Genomic DNA, 14,213 nt, shown 5'->3' with positions numbered 1-14,213 from the left:
AATGAGGATTAATTCAATTTCAAAAGTGCTTCTCGGACACTACCTGTTTCCAATAAGATTTTTCTGGCCTCTGATTCTGAAATTGATTTTAATTGTGTAATCATGCGCACACCACGTTCTATCAGTTTGTTGTTGCTGAGTTGCATGTCCACCATTTTATTTCCTTTTACTCTACCAAGTCGGATCATGGTAACAGTACTGATCATGTTGAGAATGAGTTTTTGGGCAGTTCCGGATTTTAATCTTGTACTGCCTGTTAGAAATTCAGGTCCTACTTCACAAACTATCTGATGATTTGAATATTTTAAAATGGGTGCACCGGGATTGCATGTGATGCAAGCGGTGAGTATATTTTTTTCCTGGCATTGTTTTAAGGCGTGTATGACATAGGGAGTCGTTCCACTTGCTGCAATGCCGATTACGGTATCAAGCGAATCAATTCCGTAACTCTGCAAGTCTTCCCAACCCTGTGTCTCGCTGTCTTCTGCGAATTCTACTGCTTTTCTGATGGCACCATCACCACCTGCGATGATTCCTATGACCCATCCTTGCGGCACGCCGAATGTAGGAGGACATTCAGAGGCATCCACGATACCTAACCTGCCGCTGGTTCCTGCACCTATGTAAAAAAGTCTTCCTCCCTCTTTCATTTTGGGCACTAAATCGTTGATCAGTGCTTGGATCTGGGGAATGCATTTGGCAACTAAAAATGGAACGCTTTGATCTTCTTCATTCAGGCCATTCAATAATTCAAGAACCGATTTATGTTCCAGCTCTTGATGGCTGGATTCGGATTCTGTGGTTCTTTTAAATTCTTCCATGTTATTTTTTTGAAGAGATCGAATACAATCCTATATAGCAGATAAGGCCATTGACCGCTACCAATAAATTTCCAAATGTGAAGCCATTAAACCAGAATTTGGAATTTTCATTAATGAAATAAGTGAGTAAAGGTGCGGCAATGCATATCAACGGTAACCAGGCATGAAATTTTATTTTTCTATTGGAGAGAATGGCAAAACTAAACAAACCTAATATAGGACCATACGTGTATCCGGCAAACTGAAACACCTTGTTAATCACTGCATCGTTGTTCAGCCAATAAAATATAATGATGACCAGAAAGATTAAAAGAGAAAATCCCAGATGCACCATTGTTCTGATTTTTTTCTTTTTCTGTTCATCCCAATGTACAGTCCGAAAGTTTAAAAAATCAATGCAATAAGAAGTTGTAAGTGATGCCAATGCAGAATCTGCGCTGGCGTAATTGGAAGCGGTCAGACCAAGGAGAAATAATATGGATCCAAACCCTGTCAGGTAATTGAATGCAATCATTGGGAACAGTTGATCAGATTTTGCAGGCAAGGCAATGCCCTCCTGTGCAGCAAAAAGATAAAGACCGGCACCCAATGACAGGAAAGCAAAGTTGACAAAAAACAACAGCATGGAAAAGCTAAACATATTCAGTTGTGCTTCTTTGAGATTGCGACAGGTAAGATTTTTTTGCATCATGTCCTGATCCAATCCGGTCATGACCAGAGCTATGAGCATGCCACCAATGACTTGTTTGAAAAAGTAGTTGGAATCACTCCACCCCGCATCAAAATAAAATATCTTTCCATAATCAGATGCCAACACCTTTTTGAAATATCCTAAAAAACTGGTGTCAAATTTTTCACTCAAAAAATAAATGGTGAGTATAAGTGAACCAATCATACAAAAGGTCTGAAACGTATCAGAAATTACGATGGTCTTTATTCCCCCTCTGAAGGTATAGACCCAGATCAGGAAAATGGATACCAGGACAGTGAGCCAGAAAGGCAAATGATAATGTGTAAAAATAAATTGATGCATGACCATGGCCACAATGTACATCCTGAAAGAGGAGCCTATCAGTCGGGACAAAAGAAAAAACGCTGCACCGGTCTTGTAGGCATGAATGCCCAGTCGCTCATTGAGATATTCATAAATCGAGGTGACGTTGTATTGATAATAAATGGGCATGAGGACGTTTGCGATGATCATGTATCCGATCAAATAGCCCCAAACCATCTGCATGTAACTGAAATTCTGATTTACGCCTCCTGCACCCACTACTCCCGGGATGCTGATAAATGTTACCCCAGACAGGCTAGCACCTATCATCCCAAACGCTACCAGATACCACTTTGAATTGCGGTTTGCACTGAAGAAACTTTCGTTTGAGTTGTCCTTGCCTGTTAAAAAAGAAATGGCAATCAACAGACAGAAATATCCAATCAGTACAATGAGCAATACCAGCGCCTGTGACATGTCCAAATTTTGGACGAAAATAGGGGAAATTGAAGACTTGGTGATTGGATATTCTCCTGGCTAATTGTAACACCTCAGAGATCCTTGCTTTATTATGTAATCAGATGATAAGGCAATGTCGTTTTATTTAATTTAAGGGGCCATAAAATATAACATCATCCGCCTTTCTTGTATTTTATAGTATTAGACTTGGGCATCCGGCAAAAGCAGGATGCCATCATTTTTCCTTTGCAATTGAATTGTCATGGTCATTGGTAGAATGAATACTTTTTTCAACGGACCATTCTACTAAAGTTTACAGCCACTGATCCCAAAATACAAAAGTTTTGGCTGGTTGAATTATTGTTCTTCCCGGTAAATAGATTATGGTTACCATTTAGACTTCTGCCTTCCACTCTGTAACTAATCATGGGAGTAGGGTTGTAATCCAAATTTAAAGACCAGCCCATAGTTTCAAATGCAGTATTATTGTTGAGTGGGATGATTATTCCGGTAAGGTCTTCATAATATTCTGCCCGGAATGCAGCTGCCCAATGGTCGGTGAAGGCAAATCTGCAGATCAGGATTGGGCTGAACCACGCATTATGATACATGCTGTTTTTGGTGATTTGTTGCATGCCTAAATCCATTCCAGCAATAAAACCAATCCTTTTGTTCAGTTGGAATTTGGTATAAAAGTTATTGAAATATCTCATTCTGCGAGAGGAGTCGGGGTCATCGGTTCCAATAAAAGTACTCCAGTTTAATTCAATATTTTCTTTAGGAAAATATTTTATTTGTGTGCCAAAAGATGGGAGAGAATTGCCTTTTATTTTTTGGATGTGTTGCCAACCGTTGCAGATTAAAGCCATATATTCAAAGCGGGCTGTTGGTTTGTAGGTTAATTTGGCGCCTGTAAGATAGTAGGGTGAATTTTCTGCTAACATGGATCTGCTCAGCGTCCAGTTTTCCTGTGAAATGGCACTTTCGAAGCCTATATGGGAAGCGAAAATTCCAACATCCATCCATAAGTTATTTTTACTATTCAGTGCGTATCCCACATTTGCTTCAAATAATGCTTTCAATAATCCCGGTTCTGAGGCATAGTTGTCATTAGGGTATGTGCCGGATTGCAAAGCCAGATTGGCTCTTAATTTTTTATTGTTATAGGCCAATTTTAGATAACCCAAATTTAAATTGAATTCATTGTGCCGATTATGATTATAAAAAAAATATTGTCTTTTACCATCTTGAGGTTGATTGAAATCATAAGCATAAAAAACATCCAGAAATGCACTTATTTTTATTTCCTCTTTATTTTCATTTGTACCAATTGATATTTCCTGGCCAACTGCAATAGTTAGGTAAAGTATACAAAATAGTATGTGTAAGAAAATTTTAGTCATAAGGTCTTTTAAGGATGGTTTGATCTTCTATAAATTTTATTTCATCTATTTCTTCTTGCAAAATGATTTTTCCAGAGGCGTACCCCAGATAATCTAAACCCAGGCTGTACTTTTGATCCGGACTTGCTAAACACCACTTCGCAATATAAGGGTTTTTATCATTCGGGTTATTTTTATATAATCCAATCAGTTGCCCTTTTATAATCCTTTGATCAAGGAGTTTGATTTCCACCATTTTATTTGAAGTGCAACAATATTTTTCGTAAATAGTAAATGAAAAATCCGGTTCCATGATCCAATTTTAATTATCATTTTCAGATATTCTTTTTAATTCAATGCTAGAGGCAGTCTGATAGACCAGGGGAACTTGTTCTACCACTACATCAGATTTGTCTAATCCAAAAGCCTTTTCATCACTTAAGCCCAGATGTTTGAGATAGAAATAGGAATTCAGGAGCAGGCCATCTTTCAGCGTAAATTCATTTTCTACGGAAAGGAATTTTTCGAGTACTACAAATTTGAAATCCGGTTCATTGTTATATCTGGTTGAGCCGTCCGGACGTACATGCAGATTCAATTCTCTTTTAGCAACCAGATCCTGAACGATTTTTTTAAAATACAATTCTGTGCGTGGTTGGATACGGAAGCCAGTGTTGATGTTCACTTTGATGATTTTATCATCTACCAATTCAGATACATCATAATCCAGGGTATATGGATTTTCAGTGCGGTGAATGTGGACAAACCAATAGACGTCAGATCGCTTTGGTTTTTTAGAAAATATTGATTTTACAATTTTTTCTTCAATTTCATGCCTGTTGTTTGCCTTTGTCAGATAAATAAGGTGGGTAGAAAATTTAGGAATTGCATCATCCTCGCTTAGTTCTCTGATTTGGGAGACGTATTTTCCAAGGTCTGTGAATTTTGTAAATCTGTTATTTATTTTACGGGCATAAAACCAAATATACATGGTGGCAAAAATGAATAATTCAAAAAATAAAAACATCCATCTTTCTTTTATTTTCGCCACGTTTGCGATAAAAAAGGACAATTCAATAGCACCAAAGAAAATCAGAATTCCCAACACCAAGATTTTATTCCATTTGAGTCTGAAGTACAGGAAGAAGCTTAATAATATGGTGGTCATAATCATGGCAATAGTGATGCTGAATCCATAGGCTGCTTCCATGTGGGTGGAGGATTTGAAATATAGAATCATCAGGATGCAACCAATCCAAAGAATGTAATTTACACTGGGAATATAGATCTGGCCTTTTGTTTCGGTGGGTTGTCGTACAGCTACCCTGGGCCAGAAATTCAAATTCATTGCCTCATTTATCAGCGTGTAGCTGCCGCTGATAAGTGCCTGTGAAGCGATGATGGTTGCAGCAGTAGCTATTATGATTCCGGCCATCAGAAACCACAGAGGCATAATTTCGAAGAACGGATTTCTGCCTTCGAGAAAACCCGAATCCTGGTGTAACACCCATGCTGCCTGACCAAGGTAATTTACCAGCAGACAGGTTTTTACAAACATCCAGCTGATTCTGATATTTTTTCTTCCACAGTGACCAAGGTCCGAATACAAAGCTTCTGCTCCAGTGGTAGCAAGAAAGACGGCACCGAGCAACCAAAATCCATGGGGGTATTTCACCAATAATTCAAATGCATACCGAGGATTTAAACTATGTAAGATCTCAGGATGCTTTAGCAATTGAAAAAGACCAAGCGTGAATAACATGACAAACCAAATAACCATCACAGGTCCGAATGCGCTTCCTACTTTTTGTGTGCCAAATCTTTGGAAAAAGAACAACAGTGAAAGTATCACTATCACAATAGGAACAGTTGGCAAATGTTCCAAGCCTTTGATCATGCCAAGCCCTTCCACTGCGGATGCTACCGAAATGGGCGGGGTAATGATACCATCGGCCAACAAGGTGGTGGCACCTAATATGGTCGGAATGACCAACCACTTTCCATAACGCTTGACGAGCGCGTATAAGGAAAATATACCACCTTCACCCTGGTTATCAGCCTTAAGGGTAAGGTAAATGTATTTTATGGTAGTTTGCAAGGTGAGGGTCCAGAAGATGCAGGATACACCTCCTAGGACTAAAATTTCTTCTATGGGCTTATCACCAATGATGGCTTTCAGAACATATAATGGACTCGTACCAATATCGCCATAGATGATGCCAAGTGCAACCAAGACAGATGCTATGGTTACCTTACCAGGAGTATTGTTTTTTGACATACTTTTATAAATTTGACACCCAAAGCTCCGATGCAACTTATAAGGGGTCTATAAAAGGTTGGCAGGTAGTCATAAAGATATTATAAAGAAAGCGAGGATAGTTTAGCGAGGATAAACCACATTTCTTACTTGGCTAAATGCACTGCAATTTTTAGTCAGAAATATAAATAGCTGGATAGAATTTATATGTTGAGTAATGCTCTAGTTAAAACGATACCCGACACCACTCTCCGTGATAATATGCCTGGGATTATTAGGGTTGTCTTCTATTTTTTTTCTTAAGCTGGCTACAAACACCCTTAGATATTGTGTTTCCAGTTGATATGCAACGCCCCAAATACTTTTAAGAATATATTGATGTGTAAGTACCCTCCCTTCATTTTTTGCAAATAAGGCAAGCAAGTTAAATTCAGTTGAAGTTAGTTTTATCAGGATATTATTTTTCTTTACTATTCTGGCTACCAGATCAATCGATAAATCTCCTGCTTGTATGCTGCTGTGATTTTCTTCAGGTCCATTTTTTCTGATACAGCATCTGATCCGAGCAAGGAGTTCTCCGGTTCTGAATGGCTTGGTCAGATAGTCAGTTGCTCCATTGTCCAAAGCAGTTACAATATTGGATTCATCGTCCAGGACAGAGAGAATGATGATGGATTTATTATACCAGGTTTTAATCTCTTTTAATACTTCATGACCACTTTTATCGGGAAGACCAAGGTCAAGCAGAATGAGTTCCGGAGGATGATTTGCAGCCATCAGAATACCTTCCTGACCTGTTGAGGCCTGTAGGACTTTGTAACCATTACTCTCCAGATTTATTTCCAGAAGTTTTCTGATTTGCGGTTCGTCATCGATGATTAGAATTTCGGCTTTATTCATTTTTTAGGTTGTTTATAAATGAAGTTTCAGCAGGAATTTCTAAGGTAAATCTGGCTCCTCCTTCAGGTTTGTTTTCCAGTTTGATAGACCCGTGATGAGCTTCTGTAAATCCTTTGGCAATGGACAATCCTAATCCTGTTCCGCCTGTGGGGCTGTTGTGCAGTCGGTAAAATTTATCAAATACTAAATGAATTTCTTCTTCCGGAAATCCTTTTCCCTGATCTGAAATAATAATGATGCATTTATCAATTTGATAGGCCAAATCAATTTTGATTTGAGTTCCTTCAGGGGTATACTGCACCGCATTGTGCAGGATGTTCTGAATTGCTTGTTCAATCAGGACTGCGTCAATTTTGAATAATGGCAAATTATCTGTTGTTTGAATCAGTATTCGCTGCTGAACTGAGGATGGTTGGATTTTTTGGACTATGGAATGAATGAGATCATTCAGGTCACACCAATCAAGTTTTAGTTTGAACATTCCTGTCTCCACACGACTCATGTTGAGCAAGTTCTCTACCTGTCTGTTCAATCGGATGCTTGCCAAATCTATTGAGTTCAATAGTTCCTCTTTTGATAATTCAGTTAGTTGTTTATTATTTTCCTTTAAGGTGTCCACCGCACCAATGATGGTAGCGATGGGTGTTCTCAATTCGTGGGAAAGCGAATTAAGTAAAACATTGTAATGTCTTAATGCATTTTCTTTTTCTTCTTTATCTCTTGCGATGGTTTCTGCTTCCCTAATTTTGAAGGTCAATACTGCATTTACCATGGCGACCAGAAAATACATGAGAAACATCAACAAATCTTCTGCATGATCTACGTGGAAAGTAAAAATGGGCGGTATGAAAAAGAAATTCCAAATAAGTGCACTCAAAACAGCTGCGATTAAGACCGGGGAGATTTCAAAGAGCATGGCGAGTAAAGAGACTGTGACCAGAAGAACCAGAGCCACTACCCGGTAACCGACAAGATCAACAAATAGAAAGCAGGCTATAGAAACGATCAACACAAGTCCAATACTGATCCCATGTTGTCTGATTTTATTAATTTTTCTGGTATTGACCGGTAGCAATTTCGTTGAAGTTAGGATGGGTAAAAATACACAATACCGTATAAAGAAAATATAAAGAATTAGGATTTAAGTACTCTCGAGGTTAGGCTAAATTTTCATTTGGAGATTCCGGATGATTAAAACTAGATATTGTTTCAATAAAATATTTAAATGGATCAAAACTTATAAAGTATACTTATTTTTCAAATTTGGGAAATAGTTTTCATTGATTAAAATACTTTAGATCCTTATGTTAATTGAAGCACCATTTTGGATGTTGGAAATAAATCGGATCTTTCAAGATAATTTAATTCGCTGTTTGGTCATCCCAAAAGGTCTTTTTTGGTCTATGTTTTATTTTGCGTTTTTTTTGCCAGAGAATGTATTATTTAATAAATGCCATGAACAAACTGAATAGTGTTCAGAATTTCATGGCATTTATTTCAACAAACAAAACCTTATTTTAATACACAAAGTAGACTTACTCTGGGGGTACTATAAAGTTGGGGAGATGTTTATCAGCTGATGATTAGTAAATGAACCAATCTATCAGGTAAAAATCCTTTGAGCAAACTCAGTGTTTTTTGATTCAGTTTGGTTGATTTGTGCAGCACCCATGGCATGTAGTGCATTTGCGACCTGTGCGTCCAGTAATCTTCTGGTAATATTTCCTGAAACTGAACGAAGGCAGCGGCAAAAGTGGTAAGTAAAATAGCCTCTTATGGATCCACCTATATTCCCTTCCATGCTCACTTGATTATCCTTGCATGCTGCCCACAAAGTATGATTCAATGTAGAAACAGGTACTAATGCTTTTTTAAGTGGTAAAGCCTTCTTATTCTCATCTGTTTCGAATTCTCTATGAAAAGCATAATAAAATTCATCCTCCAACATTGGTTCAATAGTTCTTACTGCTGAATATTCATCATTCTCAACACCGATTCGATTTAATTCAAAGTTTGGTCCGAATAGAATTCTTGTTCCAGTTCCTGAATGGCAACAATCAAAAATTACCTCCAGATTCACACCAGGCTTCAAAGTATCAAAAATGGATTTAAACACATCATCAGTAATAAATCCTGCTGTATTGAAGTCATGAGGGCAAATTGCTTCATCCAATCCTTCTATTTCAAGATCAGCACCTACATTTGTGACTCTTGTCCCATGTCCTGAATAGTAAAATACTATGGAGTCTCCACGAACAGAAGTGCTAACCAGCCAACGTAAATAATTTAAAATGTTAGCTTTAGTTGCATTCCTGTCTGTAAGGATTCTGATGTTTGGAACAGGAAAACCACAAATTACCAGAGTGTTAGCCATGTCTCTGGCATCATTAACACAACCTCGAAGGTCCGGTCCTCCGCCACCAATTGGTGCATAGTCGTTTATTCCGACCACTACTGCTCTTTTTGCCATAATTTATTTTTAGATAGTTATTTAATTTCCTACTCTAATAGGTTTTCGGAATCCCCTACAACTACAATAAATTATAATTGATACTACAAAGATGTGATTTGACGAGGGCCATTATCAAGGGGATATTTCTTCTATTGCTACAGGATTTTACCTGCATTTTTAGGGTGAAATTTCTTCGGCAATAGTTATTAATAGCGACGAGAATAATTATGTTTCTTAGTACCCAGGAAATTAAATTTTGAATATCCCATGTCTTATGGCATATACAGCCATACCTACCCTGGAGTGCAATTCTAATTTTTCAAAGAGAGATTCGCGGTATCCATCTATTGTTTTAGGACTGAGGTTCATTTTAGCTGCAATTTCCTTATAGGTTAACTCAGTACATGACCATTTTAATAATTCGATCTCTTTTTCTCTAAGTTGGATTTCTGGTTTTGCAGAGGACAATTTATTTTGCTTGAAATTCATTGCACCAAAAAGTATCTGTGAAGCGTGCTCGCTAAAATAGAACCCATCTTTTATCACAATTCTGATGGCGTCCAATAAATGATCTTCATCCGCATCTTTCAAAATATACCCTTTTGCACCAAGTGTGAACATTTTTATCAGAGATGCTTCATCATCATTCATGGTAAGTGTGATAAATTTAATTTTGGGAAATTCGTCTTGAAGCCATTCAGCTGTTTCGAATCCATTCATGACGGGCATGTTGATGTCCAGCATGATAAGGTCGGGACTTACTTTTTGCTCTGTCAAAAGTTGCATTAATTCTTTCCCATTTCTACAAATTTTCAGTACTTTATACTGAGTGTTTTTTTCAATTACCTGACTTATGGCCTGCGCCATTAAAAAATGGTCTTCAACAAGAATGATTTTATGCATGGTGTTGATTTGTGGGGTAAATGATGATGAATTTTGTTCCTTTATTTGGATAAGATTCAATGTGCAATTTGGCTCCAATGATTCCAACTCTGTTTTGGATATGATTTATACCAGTTCCATTTCCTTCAACTGTAGGCATTAACGCTGGATCAAAACCTATTCCATTGTCTTTAATTTCGAGAATAAGTTCATGCTCTCCAAATATTAAATTAATGCAAATTTGATCTGCTTTGGAATGTTTCAGGGCGTTCGTAAGAATTTCCTGCGTAGTTCTGAATAAAATGATTTTAACACCATGATCTATTTCATATTCACTGTTTTCTACATTAATTGTACATTGTATTGCATCAAGTTTTTCTATTTGTTGAAGAATTTGAGAAATTAGATTTACCAGACTGAGATTTTTAAGTGCGTTTGAGTCCAGGGACTTAGAAAGTTTTCTGAGTTCTTCGAGTGCTTTTGAAATGCTGTTAATGGTTTGCAGTGTATGCTCATTGGGTTGTAGTTTGTGTAGACTGTTTGCATGTATTTTAGCCAAAGTCATTAGCTGGCCAATGTTGTCATGCAATTCATATCCAACTTGTCTAAGTGTCTCTTCTTTAATTTCCAGCTGGGCCGTTATTAATGCCTGTTTGTGAAGAAAAATTTCGTGTTCTCTTTCTTTAATCAAGAGATTCCTGCTGTTTACATATTTCCAATAGAATAAAATAAGGCTGGTAGATAAAATAAAAAGCATCAAGGTGCCAATTACAATTGCAAATTCTACCTGATTTTGAAACATAAAAGGCCTATGCAGATTAACAAATTCATGATACAGGATAAAACAAATGTCAAATTAAAGTATATGGTTAAAAATTCTTGGGAAACTTTAGCAAGATAATTGTAAAATCCAATAAAGGGGAGGTTAACTCCATAATAGGTGAAGAGTCCAAAGGAAATCCATAAAAAAGGCGATTCTTTCAAAATAGGTAGTTTGTCTGTTTCTAGAGACTCTTTTAGATAGACCAGAATATTTATACAGAGTAATAACGAACCAAAACAATAGGAATATGTGAGGAATTCTGTATGGATTGGTTGTAAAAATTTAATGTTCACTGCATAAATTCCAATGTAAAGTAGACTCCCGATTAAAGCCCAAATTTTTGCCTTAAGATTTGCCAAAAGATGGTAATACATGGCGATATACAAAACCAAAGGTGGAAAGAGTACGATGTTGTAATATTTAAATTTACTGAATTCACTTGATTTTTGGTTAAGAAATCCATAGTAGTCACTTACAAAAACAAAAAGTAATATTAAACTTAGATAGAGTAAAATGGAACTGCGTATTCGTAAAAAGGTGATGATCCCAACAAAAGCTGCCAGAAACTCAAATACAAATACGCAGTCTTTTAGTATCGCGGACATGGATTAGAATATAATTTTCTTCTATAGGCCATCAGCAAGTCCCAATAAGGTTGATTTGCAAGAATCGGCAAATGGTGGTGGGCAAAGCCCTCCCATATTCAGGAAGTAAAAACTTGTTGCCGGATTTTGATCTTTATCACCTCCGGAAAATAAAAGTTTCAAGTCCTTTGGTTTTCTGAGACCTCCTACATCTTCAAATTGGTCAAAATCAAACTCCTGATGATCTCCGGCGGCATTAATGAAGGTGGGAACCATTAATATTGCATGATGATTTTTGTACGATGGGTTTACTCTTCCCAAATAGGGCCCTTGGAGTGTATCCGGATAGACCGTGTAAAAGCAGCGCACCCCACCAAGTTTTATGTCCAGGTGATTGTTTTCAATTTTTAATTTGATCTGTCTGATGAAGTTTTCTAAGGTGGCCGCATCAAAAGTGATAAATCTGGAATCAGAGAAGCCCTCTCCATAGGTGTTTAATGAATCGTAATGTGCGTTAATAACATCACTCCTCTTGGTTTTGTATTCCTTGATCAATTGAATAACATCATTTGCAGGAATCGGTGTCAGTGGTTGTAATGGATCAGTGGTAGGGGTACATTGCATCAAGAGGGGAATGATGATCAGCGAGCACCATTTGAAAAAGGTGATTTGAATTTTAGTTTTCATTTGTTAGAGTTTTGTTTTGACAAACTTAAGTTATAAAAATAATGAATTTTTACTAATAATGGATTCATAGTACACGTAATATTGATTATCAAAGGATTAATTAATAAAAAAAGGGATAAAGCCCATGCAAATAGGGTGTTTTTCCTGTGCCCGATGTAAGCTTAATCAGCTGGCTTCTGGAATTTTCGTTTCAATCCATTAAAGACTTATTCCGGAATACTCAAATTCATCAATCATGGGATTTTCATACAGAGAAAGACCTTTTTTAACCTGAATGTCGCTGATGAGTATTTTCATGGGTCTTGGATCAACATAGGGTTCGAAAGCATTCTGGAAAGTCAAACCAGTGAGTTGTTCTATTGTTTTTATATTGACCTGGTAGGTTTCCGCATCTTCAAAATTTTGAAAATGTTCACTCAGTAATCTTGTACGTGCTTCTCCAATGATTCCTTTTTGTCTCATCAAGGTTTCCTGGCCCATCAGAAAGGCAGCAATTTTTAACTGTTTACCATCACCAGAATAATAGATTACTTTCCAAAATAGAACAGGTAATTTTATTTGATGGTGGTCAACGATTGTTATAAAATGTGGATCACTCAAACTCAAAACCGGGCCGGTAAATACGTTTACTTTTAATTTGTATTGTACCGTTTCTTTTTTTAAGATATAGAATTCTAAATTTTCCCATTTTTTCTGGTTAAGCTCGGGTAATTGAGGCGCGCAATTTGAATAATGGAAGGTGTCCAATGCAGCATTTTTTGCATCATTTATGGTATAGCCCCATTGCGTATCTTCTCTTTTGACCAGATGGCCCCTGTCAAAATCACTTTTTTGCGCTTTATACAATTCAACTCCCCATTGATGATTTTTAAATCTTGGATCATTTTTCCATTCATCATTTCCGGAAGGAAATAAACTTGCTCTTTTAACTGATTTGAAAAGTTTACCATTTAGATTTGAAGCAGTATAGAATGCAAGTTTGCGGGATTTACACATGGCCAAACTATAGTGTTTGTATTTCCATTCCCATTCATCATCATGACTTACTAAATCTGATTTTTGTTCATCATTCAATACTGGTAAATTTACTTTCAATAAAGATGAAATGAAGTTTGGCCTATAACCCAGAATTGAAGGCATAATTATTTTTGGTTTTGATTGAAAAAAGTTTTTTCCAGCAGATCTTTTGATCCATCCACCATAGGGCTTTGCGAGTATCCTGCCTTTACCAATTTATTTTGTACCGACTTGTGTATTTGATTAAAATTCTGTGTATGCCCTTTTGGAGTCTTTAAAATGTTAAGTAAAAAGTATGTGAGGGCTCCATTATACCCATTTTCAAATAGATCGTCATCTGCTTCCTGATGATCTTTACAAGCAGAGAGAAATGCCACATTTAATTTGTTTACAGATTTGCCAATTTTTGTAATTTTTTTTCCAGTTATCATGGCGGTCTCATTTCTCCATGCAAGATCCTCCGGAGGGACTAGGTATCTGCTTTGACGATTGTTATTTCTTCTGATGGCCCTTGTGAGCGTTCCTGAACAACAGCAGTCTGAAACCCATATGAAATGTACGCCTTTTGGTATCTCTTTGAATATTTTATGCAATTCATTGTCAAGAATTCCATTTTCTATACCTGATTCTCCATTGAAACTAAAATCTACCGGACATATTAATTCATCCATTCCATCTATTTCGTCGTCTTCAGATCTTGAGGCAACTTGCGTGCCATGTCCACTGTAATGAAAGTAAATGCGATCACCTGCAGAAGCACCTTTTATTAACCATTTGAGTCTCTTGAGTATGGCTGCTTTAGTGGCTCTGAAGTCAGTCAGTTTTCGAATTTCCTTATGTTGAAATTCGCATTTTTCAATAAGAAATTCAGACATGTCCTGAATATCATTTACACATCCCTTTAATGGCTGTAAATCGTATTGGTTAATTCCTACTAACAGTGCTTTGTTCATAT

General features: G+C 37.0%; 14 protein-coding genes. All 14 read right to left on the bottom strand.

What is annotated here, in order from left to right; genetic code table 11:
- Positions 1-8: 8 nt before the first annotated feature.
- Complete coding sequence (gene murQ / locus IPJ53_14940; GenBank protein MBK7800396.1) at positions 9-821, bottom strand: N-acetylmuramic acid 6-phosphate etherase; 813 nt, start codon at positions 819-821, stop codon at positions 9-11.
- Between the two features lies 1 nt (position 822).
- A complete protein-coding gene (locus IPJ53_14935; protein MBK7800395.1) occupies positions 823-2,292 on the bottom strand; it encodes a sodium:solute symporter in 1,470 nt (489 codons plus the stop codon).
- A 272-nt stretch (positions 2,293-2,564) separates the two neighbouring features.
- Positions 2,565-3,677: a porin gene (locus IPJ53_14930; GenBank protein ID MBK7800394.1), complete on the bottom strand. Its 1,113-nt coding sequence runs from the start codon at positions 3,675-3,677 to the stop codon at positions 2,565-2,567.
- A complete protein-coding gene (locus IPJ53_14925; GenBank protein ID MBK7800393.1) occupies positions 3,670-3,969 on the bottom strand; it encodes a hypothetical protein in 300 nt (99 codons plus the stop codon). The genes IPJ53_14930 and IPJ53_14925 overlap by 8 nt, the downstream gene beginning before the upstream one ends.
- 9 nt (positions 3,970-3,978) lie before the next feature.
- Positions 3,979-5,934 carry a KUP/HAK/KT family potassium transporter gene (locus IPJ53_14920; protein MBK7800392.1) on the bottom strand — a complete coding sequence of 652 codons (1,956 nt, stop codon included), beginning with the start codon at positions 5,932-5,934 and terminating at the stop codon, positions 3,979-3,981.
- Positions 5,935-6,135: 201 nt separating this feature from the next.
- Positions 6,136-6,813: a response regulator transcription factor gene (locus IPJ53_14915; GenBank protein MBK7800391.1), complete on the bottom strand. Its 678-nt coding sequence runs from the start codon at positions 6,811-6,813 to the stop codon at positions 6,136-6,138.
- Positions 6,806-7,855: a PAS domain-containing sensor histidine kinase gene (locus tag IPJ53_14910; protein ID MBK7800390.1), complete on the bottom strand. Its 1,050-nt coding sequence runs from the start codon at positions 7,853-7,855 to the stop codon at positions 6,806-6,808. Before IPJ53_14910 ends, IPJ53_14915 begins: the two co-directional genes overlap by 8 nt.
- Positions 7,856-8,416: 561 nt before the next feature.
- Positions 8,417-9,283: a caspase family protein gene (locus IPJ53_14905; GenBank protein ID MBK7800389.1), complete on the bottom strand. Its 867-nt coding sequence runs from the start codon at positions 9,281-9,283 to the stop codon at positions 8,417-8,419.
- Positions 9,284-9,514: 231 nt separating this feature from the next.
- The gene (locus IPJ53_14900; GenBank protein ID MBK7800388.1) at positions 9,515-10,168 is read right to left on the bottom strand and encodes a response regulator transcription factor; all 654 of its coding nucleotides are present in this window, start codon (positions 10,166-10,168) and stop codon (positions 9,515-9,517) included.
- On the bottom strand, positions 10,161-10,949 hold the full coding sequence (locus IPJ53_14895; protein ID MBK7800387.1) for a hypothetical protein: 789 nt from the start codon (positions 10,947-10,949) through the stop codon (positions 10,161-10,163). The genes IPJ53_14900 and IPJ53_14895 overlap by 8 nt, the downstream gene beginning before the upstream one ends.
- Entirely contained in the window at positions 10,931-11,575 is a 645-nt protein-coding gene (locus tag IPJ53_14890) for a hypothetical protein (protein ID MBK7800386.1), read from the bottom strand. Before IPJ53_14890 ends, IPJ53_14895 begins: the two co-directional genes overlap by 19 nt.
- Positions 11,576-11,596: 21 nt before the next feature.
- The gene (locus IPJ53_14885; GenBank protein ID MBK7800385.1) at positions 11,597-12,241 is read right to left on the bottom strand and encodes a hypothetical protein; all 645 of its coding nucleotides are present in this window, start codon (positions 12,239-12,241) and stop codon (positions 11,597-11,599) included.
- Between the two features lie 198 nt (positions 12,242-12,439).
- The gene (locus tag IPJ53_14880) at positions 12,440-13,381 is read right to left on the bottom strand and encodes a DNA/RNA non-specific endonuclease (GenBank protein MBK7800384.1); all 942 of its coding nucleotides are present in this window, start codon (positions 13,379-13,381) and stop codon (positions 12,440-12,442) included.
- A 2-nt stretch (positions 13,382-13,383) separates the two neighbouring features.
- Positions 13,384-14,211 (bottom strand): caspase family protein, encoded by an 828-nt coding sequence (locus IPJ53_14875; protein ID MBK7800383.1) that lies wholly within the window; start codon positions 14,209-14,211, stop codon positions 13,384-13,386.
- Positions 14,212-14,213: the final 2 nt, after the last annotated feature.

Source organism: Candidatus Vicinibacter affinis, assembly GCA_016714365.1.
Lineage (GTDB): Bacteria > Bacteroidota > Bacteroidia > Chitinophagales > Saprospiraceae > Vicinibacter > Vicinibacter affinis.
Note: the sequence above shows the minus strand (reverse complement) of the source record. Positions and strands in the feature narration are given on the sequence as shown.